Below are 18,017 nucleotides of genomic sequence, written 5' to 3'. Positions count from 1 at the left end.
TTCCCACGCAGTGGTAGGACAAACCCCATTGATATTATCGCCCTGACATCCGATTGCACTTGTACCTACTAGTAGTTGAACTATCGCTCAAAGTCAGGTTCGTGTTATGTTGCTCCTGAAGCGACCTTTTTGGCAATTCAGGGAGGCAAGGATGCCACGATTAGAGCATAAGTTTCATGTGGTGCTGACGGCCGAGGCCCGCGCGGAGTTGGAAGTGATCACGCGGATGCATACCGTAGGCGCTGCCAAGCTGCGGCGGGCGAAGATTCCGTTGATGTCAGCCGATGGCTGCACCGACCTGGAAATCTCCGAAGATGTTGGTCTCTGCGAGCGGCAGGTCGTGCGGGTTCGGCAGAAGTTTGTGAAGTCCGGCGTGCAACCTGCGCTGACGCGGGCCACGCGCAAAGATGCCGGCGTGCGGAAGGTGATCGATGGCCGGGCCGAAGCCCAACTCATCACGATCGCGTGCAGCACAGCGCCTGAGGGTCGCGATCATTGGACGCTGCAGATGTTATGCGGTGAGATGAAACGGCAGAAGATCGTGAAGTCGGTTTGTCCCGAAACCGTGCGGCAGGCTCTGAAAAAAACAGGCTTCGTCCTTGGGCCACCGAGCGATTCTGCATCGCCGAAAAAGATCGAGCCCGCTTCGTCGAACGGATGGAAGCGGTCCTCGACGTCTACCAAGAAACGTACGACGAACAGCATCCGCTGATCTGCATGGACGAGGCCTCGCGGCAGGTGCTGAGTGATGTGACGCCACCGTTGCCGATGAAGCCTGGCGCAGCGAAACGCATTGATGACAAATACGAACGCCAGGAAGTTCGTTCGCTGTTCATGTTCTACGATCCAATCGCGGGGTGGCGACGCGTCGGTTGTCGCGAGAGTCGCACGCGTACCGATTGGGCGTGGGAAATAAAACAGCTGCTGGACGTCGACTATCCCCACGCGGAACAGATCACGCTGGTCTGCGACAATCTCAACACGCACGATCTCGCCAGCTTGTACTTCGTGTTCGATGCCGAGACAGCACATCGTCTGAAATGCCGCATCCGCCTGGTGCATACGCCCAAGAACGGCAGTTGGCTGAACATGGCCGAGATGGAATTGAGCCTGCTCTCGCGCCAATGCCTGGGCGACCGACGCTTCGCCACCACGACTGCGATGGACGCAGAAATCCTGGCCTGGCAGACCGATCGCAACACACGCCGCTGCGGAACCAACTGGCGTTTCACCACGACGGACGCCAGAATCAAACTCAAATCGCTCTACCCGATTCCTGACATTGAACGATAGTTGGACTACTAGTGCCCCTGCCCGGGCCACCAAGTAGGTTCTCGCCCAGCGACTGCACTGCTGGGCGTTTTTATGCGCGTTACTCAGCGACAATCCTGTGCTGCCCCACAGGAATCGTCACTGGTAATTGGATGCAATTTAGATATCGTCCAACTCAGTCAGGGCTGTGCAGAAAAACACCCTACTGACGGAGAAGATCCCCCGTCACTCTGTTGTGGCTTTTTCGGGCAAAACCAACCGCGAGTTCGGCAAGAATATCTTGATTCCTGTTTTGCACTCATCGCAACTAACAATGCGGTCGACACCGCCTGTAACTTGTTCGGTGCGAGTGAGGATGACTTCTTTTGATCCACATACTGGACACTGGTGAGGCTGAAAGTTTTTCATGGTGCGGGGCTAGACTGTGGTCTCGGGTACTCCAGCCCCTGGACCGTTTTCGGTTCGTGGCACTCGCCGGCTTACATTCCGTGTGTGGGTCTAGCGGGACAGTACCTAGAACTTCAGCCCCGCCACTCTGGTGGGGCTTTTTAGTGCGGGGGTGGAATTGGGGCACCATGAGATTTACGACCCGCGATCTGTTTGCGCTTACATGTCTTGCGGCAATCGTGCTTGGTGTCGGAGGTCCCGCGACAGCGGCTGATAGCTTCGAAGAAATGCTATTCCTATTTGGAGTCTTCCTTGTAGTTGCATGCTCTTACGCAGGCCTGCGGTTCATCAATGTCTTTGGCGATTAGCTGTCCACTTCGCCCACACCAGCCATCCCCTGCCCGGTGTCAGTTGATGCCGGGCAAGGTGCTGTCGTTAGTTGCCCTGTCTTGGCCTCTCTCACTCAGGGAAGAAAAATACTCAGGCGCCGAAAGATTTAGATTGACACTGAGTTCGTCATTTGCACAATAACCATCAATTGAGCTTGATGGGCGGACTCGATCAATTCCAGGTTTTTTGACCCGAATTTTTCAACACTATCTTGGCGCCATTCTCTATGTTGCTTCCTGGCAGAATCGCCGTTGTAGTGGGCACATTACTGCTGGTGTGCGGTTGCGGTAGCGATACCGGTGGCCGGCTGCCAGTTGCTGGCACGGTGACTTTTCAAGGCCAACCACTCAAGACAGGCTCAATCGAATTCTCTTCCGCTGGAGGGGAACGAGGCGGCGCTTCGATTGTCGATGGTGCCTACTCGATTCCCCCCATGAGTGGCTTGCTACCTGGCACTTATACAGTGCGCGTGAGCTCGATTACTTCCTCAGCGGAAGCGCCCGCGATGCCCGGCGAGTCGGCCGCCATCGAAAAGGCTAACAAAGATCAAATTCCGGCAGAATTCAACACTAAATCTAAGTTAACCTACGAAGCAGGAAAAGGTAAACCCGCGAAATTTGATGTGACGATTCCCTAACGACCATTTCTCAATGTATCCCAAATCGTCTGCCTCCCTCCTTGCAGGCGCGCCAACTCCGCGTTAGGGCTTTAGGGCCCGGTCGGTGATTGCTTTCCTCTCCAAGTATTTACGATCATTCGTTGCCACACCTTACCCGGTGTGTGTGCGGTTGCGGTCTGTTCTTATTCCAGGTTGCCATCATTCGTGGAGACATTGTCATGGTTACGAATCGCAGGGCTTTTACCCTGGTCGAGTTGTTGGTCGTGATTGCCATTATTGGAGTCTTGGTGGCCCTGCTGCTGCCTGCTGTTCAGGCGGCCCGCGAAGCTGCCAGGCGAACGCAATGCGCCAACAATCTCAAGCAGATCGGACTCGGAATGCACAATCGGCACGATACTTATAACTCGTTGCCGCCAGGACAGGGGCCTCATGGCTGTTGCTGGGGAACGTGGCAGGTGCTGGTGCTGCCGTATGTCGAACAAACGGCAGCCTATAGTCTGTGGCAGAACTGGGGAGGCAGTGACACCGTTTACGGCGATGGCCCCGCAGCACAAGTGGGCACTGCGTTCCCACGCTACGCCGCCGCACCGAATACCACAAACGTCTCGGGACGACGCTTCGCTGCGTTCACCTGCCCGAGCGATTCCAACAACGCACCGATTGCCCCGATTACGAATCACAACTATGCCGTGAACTGGGGCAACACCACCTACTCGCAGGCCACCTACCCCAGCACGACAGTGACCTTCGACCAGGCTCCCTTTGGTCAAGCGAAGTCCACAGCCGTCGGACAACGCATGAACGGCCAAAAGTTCTCGGACATTCCGGATGGCCTGTCGAACACGCTGATGGCGGCAGAAGTGCTGCAAGGCAAGAAGAGCGACTTGCGTGGCTTCACCTGGTGGGGCGATGCCGCCGGCTTCACTGCCTATGAGGCCCCAAATTCCACGGTTCCCGACCGCATCTACACGGCTGGCTACTGCAACAACGAGCCCAAGATGAACTTGCCGTGCGATGTGAGCAGCACCGCCGCTCCCACTCGGTTTTCCTCACGCAGCCGGCATCCCGGCGGTGTGCAAGGTGTGCTGTGTGATGGTTCGGTGCGGTTCATTCCTCAGAACGTCGACCTTGCCACCTGGCGCGCTATGTCGACCGCTGCCGGCGGCGAATCGGTTACAGCGCCGTAGCCAGCGAGAATGTCTTGCCAATGACGTAGCGCCGACCATTCGGTTGACGCGGACTGCTTGCCTGCTGAAGACAGCCTCACGGCTCGACCGGCTATTTGCCGTCGCGTAGCAACGTCCCAATGCGCGGCGGCGGGATGCGTGGATTGGAAAACCCCCAGCGGAACACCGGCGTGGGCAGCTTGGGTAAACCGCCAAGAGTTCAACGAGGTCTCGCTAAGCCGTCATGCCTTCGGACGCATGTTGCTGTGCCGCCGAAAGTGAATCGCACTCGCCTTCGCCCGAACGTATGCCGTGGATGAGAGTGTTCGTGAAGCGACTCCACACGAACCGCCGTCCAATCGTCAAAATAATTGCGGCGGGTTGCCCTGTCATCGCATCGATCAGTTCCAGGCGATCCGGCAAATCGGACGGCTTTCTCCACTGGTACCGCTTCTCGGCAAATCGGGTATTGCTAATAGACTCTTGCTTAATCGACGTTCGCATTTCCTCGTCTCCCGCAAAGAATTCGGGGCGAGGGGCCAAAGAGGTCAGCGGCCCGCAACGAATAGGCTGTGCCCTTAGCTTGTCAGAACGATCGAACGAATGAAAGCAAATTCGCAGCGATCAGGTCTGATCCATTGACCTTTACCGGAAGATTACATTACTAGCGCTCCTCGTCGTCAGGTCTGGAGCGGCCCGGGTCAACCTTCCTCGGATTGAACGGGCAATTCCTGGATCACTGCCATTTTTGCCTCGGGAACCGTGTCGCAAACGCCTTCGGCAGTATTCCCGGTGCCGAATCGTTTCCATTGCCACTTACCGTCACCTATTGAGGTTACCGTCGCGATCACTTCGCCAGTCTCATTGTGGGTCAGCTCAAGGCGGGGTGGAGCCCCGAGGGCAATCGACCAAGAGTAACGTCGCATTTGAAATGATGATGAAGCTGGGGCAGGAAACGTAGATGCGTAGAGCTGCGATACTGAAAATCGTAGCTACTATCGTATCAATCGCCGAGAGGACGGAGCCTGGCGATGGGGAAACTCCCACCGGGCTTATTTCGGCCGCTGCGTGTCCGCCGGCTTTACCATTCCGCGTCGGGTCCGCCTCGACGACTTATTAAAAGGGTAGAAAGGACCAAAAGAATAGCGATCCATGCTACAACCGCTTCAAATGGACGAATCATAGGTTCAGTTAACTCGACTCGATCTCGGCAATTAGTTCGCCGAAGTGGATCTCATTGAAGTCTGCCTTGTGAGTTACGTTCCAGCCGTCTTGCCGGTACCGAACGATCCGCTCGATACTAAGCCACTCGATTAACGAATTTGATGCCGCACGACCGAGACGCGCGCGGGTACTACTCCACAGGCATGTACCCGACGCCAATCCGCGCCATTTGGTCGAGTTGACTGCCGGCGAACAAGTATCTTCAGGCCTCTGGAGCATGCTGTCCCCCTGGCCCTCAACTCTTTCGACAAACTTCAGCAGCTTCATGCGTTCACTCGCAAATGATTTGTCCCCGAGTCTAGAAAGTCCGTGAAGTCGTTGCAAGATTCGGTTGCTGTTCCGTTTGCCGAGTGATTCCGGCGGCGTTAGAATCGTCGCGTGCATTTCCGGAGAAGTATGCACATGGCCCGCTGGATTCCCGACAGGTTCTCAGCGGGCTATTTTGCGCGCGAGTAGAATCCGAATATGAAACCGCTCGAACTAACTGGCAAGCGATTCGGTCGCCTCAAGATATTAGGGCCAGCGCCACGACCAGAGCATTGCACGAACGAAGGAACCTATTGGCAAGCAGAGTGCGTCAATCCCAAGGTTCACGAGAACCCGTTTCGGTTTACGGTGCTAGGCTGGGACCTAACCAAGGCACGCAAGGCAGGGAAACGCAGCCAATGCAGGTTTTGCAGTGCAATTCAGGGAGCCAGGACCAAGGCGAAGCGGCAGTAGCAGCCCTGCTTTACCAGGCAAGATTTCTGAAATTCTCCCCTACTTCGCCCGTTTCCAAAAGTGCATTCGCGGTGGGGATTTATCTTCTGCGAGAAGCCCCCAGACTTCTGCGAGGTTATCGCCCTCGAGGCGATAGATGAAAGATCGCGGTGTGGGTGATTCCCGGCCCTTATCGGGGCCAGCGGTGGCTTTGAAATTGAAGAAGGTGAGGACGCGGATGCCGCCACGCTGCTCGACTTTGAAGCTCGATGTGTGGGCAGTCACCACTTGGCCGATGTCGTCGTAGGTCGTGACGGTCGATTGATCGCCAACGATATCTTGCACCACGCGGAACTCGGTGCCGGCTTCGTTCTTCATCGTCCGCTCAAACCGGCCTGCGAGCCGAGCCAACTCTGCAGCGTTGGCAGCTTCGTCGTCGGCGCGGGCGAGGGCCGGAAACAACGCCGCGAGCAACAGGATGATAAGTGGATGTGGCATTGAATTCCTTCCGTGGATGTTTCTAACTTGCGGCAGGCCAGTCATTTCAACGAATTCTTTGGGCAAGAGTCAAGACGAGTTGGATGGAAAGAGTCGTGGTCACGCTGTCACAAAGCAGTGCGTCCTGAACTTCCGGGCCGTCTGGGTCCATCTCTATGGAATCGCCCGCGAACACTTTGCCGTCGCTCCAACGTAACAGCAGGCATCGGCCGTGCCAGAATGATCGTAGAACAGCTCCCAGCCTCCGTAATCAGAACGGTTGAAATTGGAGGCGAGAAGGAACTCAGGCGTGTTGATACTCATGCCTCAAGTGTACTTACGATTCGGGAAGCCCCAATGGCGAGTTCAGCAGCTCGCAGGACTTGTGTATGGCTTAACAATGCTAGCAACGGGATCTGCCGTTCTCTTGTCAGTGGTATAAGAGGACAACGTGGACAATACACCCGCTGCTAAATGGAGTTAAATACATGGCTACACAATCGGAATCTTCAAGAGTTAGCCGCACGAAGCTTACGTCTGAAGAACAACGGATCGTAAGCAAGCAGCAAACGCCACAGCTTGCCCCGTCCCCTATTCTCCGATTCCCTGCCGATTGGGCCAGGACCGCACGACAAGGCGTCCAAGACCGCCGCTCACGACCTGATGAGTAAGCCGGTATAGGAGATCCAGCGAGCAGCTATGGACTTGAGTTGAAGTAGCCCAAGGATCTAACTACTCTATGACCTGTCGCCGGCTTTGCTGTCACAGGTACCGGCTGACCGCCCCGATTGCCGCGGGGCGTCGTCATTTAGTAAGCCAGCTGTCGATGGCGAGCCCTGCTTTCGGCTCCCACCAGGGCGGCGAATCTCAATGGAATGCTGCTTAAGAAGTTTGCGGATTGACGTGTCCGAGCATCCGTAGAAGTTTGCGATCTGCTCGATAGACATGCCGCGCTGGTAGGCTTCGGCGATTTGCTCCCAGCTTCCCTCAAGGCGCTCTACGGTTTTCTTCTTTTGTGCCACGGTTCGACACCTCATTGGGCAGGTCTTGAAGTACGGCAAGCTTCGCCTTCAGAACACTTTTTGCCTTGCCAGAAGCAGGCGGTGCGCCATGCAGGAGACGGTTGGTTTTGCGTTCCCAACTCCAGTCAACGTCTGATTGAAGAATCGTGGCCACTGCTTGGTGCGTCACGTTATCGACGAGCTGGTAATGCTCCGGAGAATCGGAAACTTTGTTCCACAGGTAGCGATTCATCAAGCTGGCGTGTTGCTGGCTGGCGCGTGGCAGGCGCAAGGAGCGAATCAAGGTAAAGGAACATTACCTCACGTCGGGCAACGACGCAAGAAATCGAACAACTGAATAGCTCTAGCCAGGGCGCTTTGGAGCGGTCCCTTGGGCAAAGGACGCCACCCAGGTAGTATCGTCCGTCGAGTGGATTGAACGATTCCGTATAGCTGGCTCAACTAAGTCACACGTTGACTTTGGACGGTTAACACCCCTTGGACGAGAAAAAATCCCGCTATCAGGAATCCGTGCTTTTGGGCTGAATGGGCAGACGCAGCACTGCAGCGGTTTTTGCTTCCGGCACAGTGTTGCAGATGCCTGTTTCCTCGGTGTCGAATCGCTTCCATTCCCACTTTCGGTCTGCTACTGAGGTTACCGTCGCGATTATTTCGCCCGTCTCATTGTCCGTCAGTTCTGTGCGTGGCGGCGTGTTGAAGGCAATTATCCAAGAGTAACGTTCCATGAAAGGTTGATCAGGCATGCGAACGATTTCTGACTAAGTGCCGCCCTTACCTGCCGATTTTCCCCGTGAACTTGTTGTTCTCTTCTGAGGACACTCCATCGTTCGCAAATCCTTGCTTCGCCTGCCTCAACCGAAGGACTTCCGCTTGCAGTTCTAACAAGTGCTGACGCGACCAGGCTGTATTTGCCGAAGTCACAGGCGCTTTGCATAACCGGGGAAGGACTGCCACGATTTTTTTCGTCTGCATTTGTCGGTCCTGTCTTATGCGAGAAAAAGCTCGGGCGGCAGGACCCGGGTCTCGAAAACATCGGCGGGCAAATGCCGATGATCATAATAAAACCATAGTGCGAAAATGCCAGACCGCAAATGCGTTTTGTTTTCTGGCGGATGAACGACAGCTCGTTTGACAATCGGCAATTCGATAAAACTTGGCGGGGGCGACCGACCCTAAGGATTTTGGACGGCAGTTGCCAGGCTCCTCCGCCTCAACTTCTGTGGCGAATTCTCCGAAATCGATCTCGTTGAAGTCTACTTTGTGTTTGACATTCCAACCGTCTTCCCGATAGCGAGCTATCCTCACGATCTCAAGCCACTCAATCAACGAGTTCGGCTTTGGACGAAATGCGACGCTATCCTTTTGGTACACGCCGATAGCGCCGCCGGCCTAGTCTGAGTGGGTTCGGTATTCATATCCAGCGAGGCCATCCGATACCCCGTCACACTGGCGGGGCTTTTTCGTGCGTGGGTAGAATGGGACGCATGAAAGTTACCTTGCGAGATTTGTTCTGGCTGACGCTTCTAGTTGCGGTCCTCTGTGGGGCATGGGTCAGAGACCGTTCCCAACAGAGCAAGTTCCAAATCGACATGCAAAAGAAACAGAAGGCGTGTCTGCTGAATATCGCGGCGTTGACAGCTCAAATCAACCGGCTCACTACGGAGAAATTCAATTTAGAGCAGGCCGCGCAGAAAAAAGAGCGAGACTCGGAATGAAACGCGATGCTCGCGCACCACTCATCGTCGCCATCGTCTTACTGCTCCTACCGGTGCTGTATGTCGGGAGCTATCTGGCGCTAGTGGAGCCTGGGGGGGTGCGATTTACAAAAGTAGTGAGTGTCGGTTCGCAGTATCGAATCGTGGTGATTTACGAAACGTATCGCTATGGTGGGAATTGGGCGGATCGAATCTTTTGGCCCGCTGAGCAGATTGACCGGAAGGTGAGGCCGGAAACTTTGCCGCCAATGACGTATGACATTCACGACAACGAGTAGCTAACCACCGGCGGCGAAATTAGAATCCTGCGATCACCCCCTCCTGCAAGCGAGTGATCGATGAGCCGAAAACTTCAGACGCCGTACTCTCTCGGTGGCAACCCGATTGGTATGTCGTTTTTGCGAACCGTTCAAGATGCAAACGGGATCTGTATCGGGAAGTTTCACCGCATTGACCAGGCACTATTGTTCATCGCTGCCAGCGACTTGTTGGCTGCCTGCCACGCGGTACTCGCAGGCAGTCCAGATGCCAAAGAGCTGGTCAGGTCCGCAGTGGAAAAAGCTGGCCGTTTAGAGCCGGTCGACGGATGAAATGTTTGCACGCCTGTAAATCGCGAGCTTAGATTTCAGTGTGCGCGAAGTGAATGCTGTGCATGCTGGCCCGCGATGTTCCCCCAGGTTCATTGGCGGGCTTATTCGTGCGCACTGGTCTGCCCGTCCCCTCGTCGGCATGAGCTTGCCTAATCGTCGGCAGGGGGCGTTTTCTCATCGAGGCATGCGCCATGACCGGCAACCACTATCGCCGGGTGAAGCCCGGCGATATACCAGAACGAGTGGAACTGATCGACAATGTCACATCGCAAGGAGTTGCCGTTATCAATGAGGTGAATCGCCGATGGGCATGGACATGCAGCACCACAATTCTGCTGCATGGTGCGCCCTCGGCTGATGGTCTCGAACCGTCTCTAGCTCAGGCCAAAGCAAGGGTGCTTGACGGCTTGCCGAGCTGAACCACGCAGACCGCATGGAGGCGGTCGTTTATTTCTTCGTTACTTGTTACCCACACGAAGCCACTCAAACTACCCGGCAAGCGAACTCGAAAGCTCTCTCACTCTGTTATCGCGTTTCCCGGCGCGCTCTCGGTCTTCTTCTTGGGCATAAAGAGCGTAGCGATTGCCCCGCACTTGCAGGTCAGCACTCGAATCTCCGAATGGGGATCATATTCGGAGTCGATGGCGCCATCGACGAGCGTCGTTTCGTGAGAACTGCAAACCGGGCAAGGACGGACAGACTCTCGCGGACTCATAACTGGCAGGAAATCGCTCAGGTTAATCGACCGGCGCACGGAAAACCCTGGAGCTAGCCGGTCTGCAGGGCTAAGCATCATTTCAAGCACCCGCCGCGCCGAAAGAGTTCAGGGGCGAAAAACTCGCCTGTGTCGTTGATCGCTTCGACAGTCGTGCAAGAGTGACCACAAACGCACTGGCGGACTAGATATTGAACGCCAGGAAAGTTGGCTGCCGGCATCCGCTCTAGAGTAGAGGACCGGCCGTAGCAGGCGGGACACAACGGAAGCTTATAATCCGCACGGTCGCTATAACTAGATCGTTGCATTCGTGGCTTCCGGGAGGACTGGTTGTCCTTTGGTGGCTTGGCTACGCCATTATCGGCAAAATGCCACCACCAGCTCGATGGGGATTCCCCTACTACAGGCGTGCGGCTATCCGAACGCTCCCAACCATCTGCAGGCAATGATGACCAACCGCGCACCACTGATCATCGCCATCGTCCTGCTACTCCTGCCCGTGCTGTACGTGGTGAGCTATCTGGCGATCATGACGACCGAGCCAGATCCATTCCTCGCGTATCACCAAGCTAGTAAGACGTATCCAGGAATGGTACAGCGGATTTTTTGGCCACTAGAGATAATTGACCGACAGTTCCGCCCAGACGCGTTTGAAATCCATCTTCCACCACACATTCGGGAACAGATGAGTCCGTGACCTGTCCACTTCACCCGCCAAGAATCGAGTGTCTCGCCTTCAGCTTGTAGCGAAATGCCGGCAGCGAAATTACAATCCTGCGATCACCCCCACCTGCAAGCGAGTGATCGATGAGCCGAAAACTTCAGACGCCGTACTCTCTCGGTGGCAACCCGATCGGAATGTCATTTCTGCGCACTGTCCAAGATGCAAACGGGATCTGCGTCGGGAAGTTCCACCGCATTGACCAGGCACTTCTGTTCATCGCCGCCAGCGACTTGTTGGCTGCCTGCCACGCGGTTCTCGAAGGCAGGCCGGACGCTGAGGAAGTGGTTCGGGCGGCCGTTGCGAAGGTCAATCAGTTGGGGACGGGGCTGCAAGATTCCGTAAACTGAGATCTGTACGGCAATTCTGGTTCGCCATCGCTAGACATCGTTTTCCTCTGTGCCCGAGGAGATACGATCGCCTACCCAGCGCAGGTGACCGATTTGTAGCTGTTCGTGTATGGCCTTCTCCAGCCGCTGGCGGATTTGCTTTCCGGTGCGGCCGAAGCCTAAGTTCCTCGACGATTGTTGAATTAAGCCCTCCAGGTCAATTGCGCCGCCACGTTTCACGATTGTCTGAAAAGTATTGTGTAGGTGACCCTCAGGTACTTCCCTTATCGAACTGAATACAATGTCCGTGGAAACAGCCTTAACGTCGATGCGAAGCTTCAAATCATCCAGTACTTCGTCAGAATTGGCTTCAATTCCCGACGTGCGGTTAGAGGACTGGGCACTGGCCTTTTCGAAGGCAGCAAGTACGCGGGCAATCTGCCGATCTGGATTGCGAATCCAGTCTGTTGACCAGATTCGAATCATTTTCCAACCCAAGTGTTCCAAAACTGTCTGTCGAATTCGGTCTCGATCCCGGGCTGTTTTTGATGAGTGGTACGTTGCACCGTCACATTCGATGCCAAGGCAGAACTCACCGGGCCGCTGGGGATGCTTTAGTGCCAAGTCAATTCGGAATCCACCGCAACCGACCTGCACTGCCGGGTGCAAACCATGACGAATGAGCGCAGTCGCGACTTCCAGTTCAAATGGGGATTCCACCTCGCCAGTGATCGATGTGATCTCACGCGCCAGCGAGTCGACCCCGCGTTCAGCGTATTCAAGATATCCCTTCAGTAGCCGTGAACCCTGACTGGTACTACCTGAAAGATCGAGGTCTGCAGCCTTGACCGATGCAACGAGGATGACTTCTTCTCGCGCCCGCGTGACTGCGACGTTGAGACGACGCTCACCACCGGCCTTTGTGAGGGGGCCGAAGTTCTTCAAAAACTTCCCGGCTTCGTTATAGCCGTATCCCATCGAGAGAATGATAACGTCACGTTCGTCTCCCTGTACGTTCTCGAGATTCTTAACAAACAATGGCTCCGATAGACCCGTGTGAAAGAGGGCATCAACTTCCGGATACTTCCGACGCCGCTCGTAAATTGAATCTTCGATCGCACCTTGATGCGACTGGTTGAAGGCGATAATTCCAAGGGACGTTTCCGGTCGCGTTCGGAGGTGCCGAATAATCAGGTCGGTGACTCGTTCTGCCTCGGGACGATTGACTCGATCGACCCAACGACCCTGTGGCACAAACTCCAAGCGGACTGCATCACTCGAAGCGTCACGAATACTCGGGAACGTGACTAAATCACCGCTGTAGAAATGGCGATTGGAAAACGCGATTAGCGGTTCCCGCTTACTGCGATAGTGCCAGCGTAGCCTGCGCCCAGGCATGCCGATCGACTTGCATAGACTGAGAATGCTTTCAAAATCGCCGATATCATTTTCATCCTCGTCCTCCGTTTCGATGTCACCGCGATTGAAGAAGTTGGTTGGCGGAAGCTGTTTTTCGTCGCCCGCTACGATAAGTTGAGTTCCGCGATAAATTGCGCCAACCGCATCCCACGGAAAGACCTGGGACGCTTCGTCAAATATTACGAGGTCGAATCTGATCTCTTCAGATTGAAGGAAGGTGCTAACTGATAGCGGGCTCATCATAATGCAGGGCTTCAGCCGTTGCAGTACGCTCGGGATTTCAGCGAATAGCTTGCGAAGCGGAAGTTGCCGACGCTTTTTCTGAATCTCCTTCTGCAGAACTCCGAGTTCAGACTTAGCGTCTGCAAACCAACCTGACCTTGGTCGATCATCACGGCCCAACTGGTACTGCCGAATACGGGACGATGCGGCGCGTATCTCCCATTCATCCAGTTTGCGAAATCGCTCTCGTGATTGCTCGTGATTCTCCAGATCGAATTCGCTCAGCAGTCGTTCTTCCCGCGCCAGGCGGTCGAAGACCATTCGAAAGTATCTCGCAGCGATTACGCTCTTTGCTTCGTCAGGCTGGTAGCTACCCTCTAGCAGCTCATTCACCACGCCCGAAAAGCCCTGTTCATCCATCTCTCGCTCCCATCGAGAGAATTTTAGCCATTCATCGAGTGAACCCATCTCGGAGCGAAGCCCCTGAAGGTAATCACTGAGAATTCCGAGCGTCATTTGGGGGATTGAATCTCCTCGTCTGGTGGTCGCCTGGAATGAGAGCACGGTCTTAAGGAACTTCAGTGAACTCGAAAACTCCGGGCCTAACGCTGACTTGATTCGAATAATGGCATCTGCCACTTCTGCTCGTGTTGCAGAAGAACTAGCCACTGCTTGAACTAATGCTGGCACCGGCCCCTCCGCAGCTTTTTGCTGGAGCCAGACCGCCTTCGCATGCTCCTCCACAGGACAGTGAGGTTCAGGTTGAATGTTGAGGCCAGCGAGTATTGCTTCACTGGCTTGAAATTCCGACTGTGCAGCACGAAGTCCTTTCAATGCCGACAGAACTCTCGGCAGCGCAGATATTTCGATGTCAGTTTCAGGCTTCAGAACAGGCAGAATCGCATCGAGCGTCGCCAATCGGTTGGTGAGCAGCGCAAGTGCCGTCGAGGTCACTGAGAGTAATTCAGATAAAGGCCGTTGCTTGAGTTCCACGGCCGATGGTGCATCCGGTAAGAGAGCCATCTGCGACGGCAATGACTGTAGCTCTCTCTCCAGCTCGCGGCAGGCAGATTCCAAAGAGTCTGCGACTCCTGCCAACTCCTTCGGTTTTAGGGAACCCTCTTCGCACAGAACGTCGTGGTATGTCTCCAAGTTGCGAGTTAACTTGCCTAATCTTTCTGCCACTTGGACACTTTGTGCGACCTTTTTCCAGAGGCCGAAGTCGTGGGGATTGGCATCCTTGGGCATCAAGTCTGCGCTGCGATCAAATCGACGAGTGATGTCGTCAATGAGTTGCACAAACTGGGTGGCAAAGCTCACGTCCTCAACGATGGTGGCAAAATTACGCGGCGGCGACGAATAGCACTTTGTCGCGGCTGCGCGAGCGGACTGACACAATTGCGACGCTTCCGATAGCCTTGTCAGATTCTGAATCAGTTCAGCGAATGGCATATTTCGACTGATGAGGCCAGCGATGGCTGTATCGGCAAACGTCGAATCGAGTTCCTGCGTCAGCTGCGCGATACGCTTCTCAGCTGATTCGAGGAGCTGTCGGTCAATAGCGCACACCCCAGCCGGCATTTGGCTGACGAGATCGGGAAACTCCACCGCGAGCTTATCAAACACCTGCAAATCCGCTTGCAGAGCAACCCATTCGGCAGGGTTTTCGATCGCAAATGGTTGCGGCAGAAAGGTGGCCACGGCATCCGCTGCTTGGGAAACCTCACCGATTCGGCGATGCCAGGTTCGCAACTTCATCAAGTCAGCAAGCAACGTGCCGGTCGGGGGAGTACCGTCCTTAAACAGATCGGCAACTTCGATTCGATATGCTTTGAATCCCCCGAAAAGTCGCTTCCAGGTAGATTGAAAGACAACTACGCGGTCAATAGTTGGGGCGGCGGCCGCTTTAAATGCTCGGTGCGATAATCGGGGCTCGAGTTGCTGCCGGACTTCCGCAGTTTCGCGGACGTCGGCCAGCACTTCATTAATCACGGACATCAATTTCGAACGTGCCGTGGAGTCACTCCATTGGCCCAGGTATCGATTCATGCCGAGAATCTGAGGAATAGCCTTGGCGAAACTGGCTGTGAATTGTTGCGTCGGCGAACTGATCCAATCGATGCCCAGACTCTGCAAGGCGTCTTTTGTGAGTTCATTCAACATGAGCAGGGTGTTTACACCATGCAGTAGCTTTCCTTGAAGGCTGAGAAATCCTTCGGTACTGCCATCCAGGCAAAGCGGCTCCAGCGACGTCCACGCGGCGTGCAGCTTTTGAGGGGCGGGATGCGAGCGACTCAGTTCCACGAGCTGAGGCACCGAGAGGCGACTTTGCAGCCTCTTGGCGATACGTGAGCATTCCTCCAAGTTTGTCAGTGAAGATTGGCTGGCTTCACGTAGCTGCGGCCAATTCTCAGGAATCAACCATTCTCGGTGCAGCGGAAATGCGGCTGCAATGCTTCTCGCAAGATCGACCACTGCCGGAAGTTTAGAAATGGGCAAGTCTGCTCGAACTGGGATGGGCAGCAGACCAAGGAGCTGAGCCGTAGCATTTGAGGCCAGCTGGACGGAATCTCGTAGCTTCCGGACGTGATTCGTTGGCGTTAATAGAAACGAGTGCTGTTGGCGCACTTCTGTGGGCACCGCCCCGTGCAGACGCCTTAACCAGAGCGTTTCTTCAAGCGGGAAAGCAAGGCCGTTAACTTGATCGTGCGGAAACGAGCCTTCGACGTCTTCGTTGAACTCAACGAGTTGCTGGCTGCATCGCTCAATTTCACGATAAGCGTTATGCCTTTGCAGCAACGCTTTCGCAGTTTCCGGGGCCGCTGCGAACCATGAGGCTGGGATTAAAGGTACATCGAGCGACGTCTTCAGCGATTGAAACACCAGATTCAAATTGCCGAGGTGGGGCTCGGATTCGAACAGATGTTTATGCCGCAGAGGCGACAACGCTTGATCGACAATATCAAATGCCTGAGCGAGAACGCCAAGGTGATGGTCGAGGTCATCTGACAACGTCAGCGTTCGCGCTTTGAGATAGCATCCCCTCCAGGGATGTTGCCGATGGGATTTGATGACTTCGGCCGAATCCTGGGCGCGAGCCAGCAACTCCAACCAACGCTCGAATGTCAGTCGATCCAGGTTTTCAATTCCTGGCAGGTCGCAGCGGGACTTTACTGCATGGCCTAAACGGTGCGATCGTGAGACTTGGCCGTAGAGTTCATAAGGCGAGAGTCCCAATGGCGGTCGACGGCGATGAATGGAGCGAACATAGTCGTTCAACACATTTCGCTTTTGCTTTGCCTCTTCCAACTTAGGACTTGCATCGTCGTAAACCTCAACCGGCAGGTCGAGGCAGTATTTCAACTCCTCCAAAACTGCCTTCCGATTCGCTTTGCTGGAGTGACATTCAAGGCAAAAGTCCCCGAGGCCACAGTCATCCAGCCGGCGCTTCACTACTTCGAGAGCCGAAACTTTTTCGCTCACAAAGAGTACACGACGTCCCTCCGAGAGTGCATCGGCGATGATGTTGGCAATGGTTTGGCTTTTGCCAGTACCCGGTGGTCCATCGAGGACGAAACTGACCCCGCGACGAGAGGCGACAATCGCTTCGAGCTGACTCGAATCGCAATCGAGAATCGTCTTTATTTCACCAGGAGCGATTTCGTCATCGAGTTTCGCAGCTTCTGGAAGTGGAGCGTTGAGTCCGAATGATCGCTGCGGCGGAACTGTAGTATCACCGCCCACAGATCCACGGTCCGCGCACTTCAAGTTCTTTGGGTGACGATGTTTGCGAGAACGGTGGTTGACCAGCCGGCTTGTTTGCGGAGCGATTTCAGGCTGGGGGGCGTCTTTTTGCGGAAATGAGCCGGTTTATTTTGATAGGCCTTGAGCAGGCCCAGCGCGCCCCGGCGGAGGGTGGCGAGGTTCTCCGCGGCGTGGCCTTGGTGGACGTGCGAGGCGTCTTCGCCGAACGTCACGTCGAGCACCCAGTGGGTCGCTTCGATCCACCAGTGCCGCCGCGTGCAGCGTGCGATCTTTTCAATCTCGCTGGGCGGGAGCGAACTCAGGAAGTAGCGACTATCAATGGTCGTCTTGTCGGCATGCTTGATCGTGGTCGTGGTTTGTACCAACGACTGTAGTCCCGCCCAGTTGTCTTGACCGAACAACCCAGCCGGGAGTGGCGCAGCGGTGTAGTAACGTTCCTCGTTGCGTCCCCGGGCGCGAGGCTCGTTAGTCTCCAGCGTAAAAACCTCGCCTGGCAGCGGCTCAGCGTGCAGTTGCAGAAAGTATTCAAGCACTTGCCGATGCAGCGTGGGGTGATTGTCCTTCAGGGCCAGCAGGTAGTTGCCGCCGTCGGCGACGATCTGCGCGGCGATCTTGGTTTGGCAACCGATGGCGTCGATGGTGACGACCGCGCCGCGGAGGTCGAGCAGTTCGAGAACCTGCGGAATGGCCGTGATTTCGTTCCCTTTTTTCACTTCTTCGTCACCGTTGGTATGCGTCGGCGCTTGAGCCACGATCAACTGCGTGCCGGTATTCATTGCCTGCACCAGATGCAGCGATGACTGTTCGGCGGCGCGGTCGAAACTCGAACGCAACGTCTTGCCGTCGATTGCGAAGTGCTGATCGTCGGCGCCTTCGTCGTCAGGAGTGGGTTCACGCAGCGACTCGATAAACGTGACCAGCACTTGTTGAAAGGGCCTCGGCTGGAGGCGGGCGAAGACACGGCGGAAAGTGTCGCGCGAGGGAATGCCGTGGGGGAGCGAGAGGAAGGTTTCGAACCAGGCTTGGCGTTCGTGCCCGAAATCCTCCATGTCCTCCCACGAGTCGCAGTCGGCAACCATGGCGCACAAGGCAATCGCCAGAATGTTCGTCAGCGAATGCACCGGCCGGCGGTCCGTACGTGGGTCTGGCAAGTTGCCCAGTGACTGCACCAATTGCTGCATCGCCGCCGCCTTGCCAATCGTCGCCACCCGTGGAATATCTGCATGTTGCATTCGAGAGTCTCCGACTCACGCCCAGAAAGAAAACCGACGCCTCTCGCTATACG

The 18,017-nt window shown here is 55.4% G+C and carries 16 protein-coding genes; 9 read left to right on the top strand and 7 right to left on the bottom strand.

All coding sequences use genetic code 11. The features are described 5' to 3' along the window. The first annotated feature begins 151 nt into the window (after window positions 1-151). The 3 genes from NA78x_RS17405 to NA78x_RS17395 all read left to right on the top strand — a co-directional run bounded on the left by NA78x_RS17405 (window position 152) and on the right by NA78x_RS17395 (window position 3,855). Window positions 152-1,293 (top strand): IS630 family transposase gene (locus NA78x_RS17405; RefSeq protein WP_425613644.1). Its coding sequence is split into 2 segments (ribosomal slippage): window positions 152-581 and window positions 581-1,293, totalling 1,143 coding nucleotides; the frame shifts between segments, so codons are not numbered across the junction. A 1,012-nt stretch (window positions 1,294-2,305) separates the two neighbouring features. Continuing rightward, window positions 2,306-2,686: a hypothetical protein gene (locus tag NA78x_RS17400; protein ID WP_425613643.1), complete on the top strand. Its 381-nt coding sequence runs from the start codon at window positions 2,306-2,308 to the stop codon at window positions 2,684-2,686. 200 nt (window positions 2,687-2,886) lie between these two features. Then, window positions 2,887-3,855 (top strand): DUF1559 domain-containing protein, encoded by a 969-nt coding sequence (locus NA78x_RS17395; RefSeq protein ID WP_425613642.1) that lies wholly within the window; start codon window positions 2,887-2,889, stop codon window positions 3,853-3,855. A 213-nt stretch (window positions 3,856-4,068) separates the two neighbouring features. Here the strand turns inward: NA78x_RS17395 and NA78x_RS17390 are convergent, their stop codons facing one another. The 5 genes from NA78x_RS17390 to NA78x_RS17370 form a co-directional block, all read right to left on the bottom strand. Further along, window positions 4,069-4,338, bottom strand: coding sequence for a hypothetical protein (locus tag NA78x_RS17390; protein WP_425613641.1), 270 nt, complete (start codon window positions 4,336-4,338; stop codon window positions 4,069-4,071). A 1,479-nt stretch (window positions 4,339-5,817) separates the two neighbouring features. Beyond that, window positions 5,818-6,255 (bottom strand): hypothetical protein, encoded by a 438-nt coding sequence (locus NA78x_RS17385; RefSeq protein ID WP_425613640.1) that lies wholly within the window; start codon window positions 6,253-6,255, stop codon window positions 5,818-5,820. Window positions 6,256-6,971: 716 nt separating this feature from the next. Next, a complete protein-coding gene (locus NA78x_RS17380) occupies window positions 6,972-7,271 on the bottom strand; it encodes a helix-turn-helix domain-containing protein (RefSeq protein WP_425619457.1) in 300 nt (99 codons plus the stop codon). Beyond that, window positions 7,222-7,539: a hypothetical protein gene (locus NA78x_RS17375; RefSeq protein ID WP_425613639.1), complete on the bottom strand. Its 318-nt coding sequence runs from the start codon at window positions 7,537-7,539 to the stop codon at window positions 7,222-7,224. Before NA78x_RS17375 ends, NA78x_RS17380 begins: the two co-directional genes overlap by 50 nt. Window positions 7,540-7,756: 217 nt before the next feature. Continuing rightward, a complete protein-coding gene (locus NA78x_RS17370; protein ID WP_425613638.1) occupies window positions 7,757-7,999 on the bottom strand; it encodes a hypothetical protein in 243 nt (80 codons plus the stop codon). A 741-nt stretch (window positions 8,000-8,740) separates the two neighbouring features. Between NA78x_RS17370 and NA78x_RS17365 the strand changes: the two genes are divergently transcribed. From NA78x_RS17365 to NA78x_RS17340, 6 genes are all read left to right on the top strand, one after another. Beyond that, entirely contained in the window at window positions 8,741-8,971 is a 231-nt protein-coding gene (locus NA78x_RS17365; protein WP_425613637.1) for a hypothetical protein, read from the top strand. Further along, window positions 8,968-9,249: a hypothetical protein gene (locus NA78x_RS17360; protein ID WP_425613636.1), complete on the top strand. Its 282-nt coding sequence runs from the start codon at window positions 8,968-8,970 to the stop codon at window positions 9,247-9,249. Before NA78x_RS17365 ends, NA78x_RS17360 begins: the two co-directional genes overlap by 4 nt. A gap of 60 nt (window positions 9,250-9,309) precedes the next feature. Further along, window positions 9,310-9,561 carry a hypothetical protein gene (locus NA78x_RS17355; RefSeq protein WP_425613635.1) on the top strand — a complete coding sequence of 84 codons (252 nt, stop codon included), beginning with the start codon at window positions 9,310-9,312 and terminating at the stop codon, window positions 9,559-9,561. 191 nt (window positions 9,562-9,752) lie between these two features. Continuing rightward, window positions 9,753-9,980: a hypothetical protein gene (locus NA78x_RS17350; RefSeq protein WP_425613634.1), complete on the top strand. Its 228-nt coding sequence runs from the start codon at window positions 9,753-9,755 to the stop codon at window positions 9,978-9,980. Window positions 9,981-10,616: 636 nt separating this feature from the next. After that, the gene (locus NA78x_RS17345) at window positions 10,617-10,973 is read left to right on the top strand and encodes a hypothetical protein (RefSeq protein WP_425613633.1); all 357 of its coding nucleotides are present in this window, start codon (window positions 10,617-10,619) and stop codon (window positions 10,971-10,973) included. Window positions 10,974-11,083: 110 nt separating this feature from the next. Then, window positions 11,084-11,347: a hypothetical protein gene (locus NA78x_RS17340; protein ID WP_425613632.1), complete on the top strand. Its 264-nt coding sequence runs from the start codon at window positions 11,084-11,086 to the stop codon at window positions 11,345-11,347. 30 nt (window positions 11,348-11,377) lie between these two features. On the opposite strand, the gene NA78x_RS17335 is transcribed toward NA78x_RS17340, so the two are convergent. Further along, window positions 11,378-16,711 (bottom strand): AAA domain-containing protein, encoded by a 5,334-nt coding sequence (locus NA78x_RS17335; RefSeq protein ID WP_425613631.1) that lies wholly within the window; start codon window positions 16,709-16,711, stop codon window positions 11,378-11,380. 20 nt (window positions 16,712-16,731) lie between these two features. After that, window positions 16,732-17,964 carry an ISAs1 family transposase gene (locus NA78x_RS17330; protein ID WP_425613630.1) on the bottom strand — a complete coding sequence of 411 codons (1,233 nt, stop codon included), beginning with the start codon at window positions 17,962-17,964 and terminating at the stop codon, window positions 16,732-16,734. Window positions 17,965-18,017: the final 53 nt, after the last annotated feature.

This window comes from Anatilimnocola aquadivae (assembly GCF_049819085.1).
Classification (GTDB): Bacteria; Planctomycetota; Planctomycetia; order Pirellulales; family Pirellulaceae; genus Anatilimnocola.
Note: the sequence above shows the minus strand (reverse complement) of the source record. Positions and strands in the feature narration are given on the sequence as shown.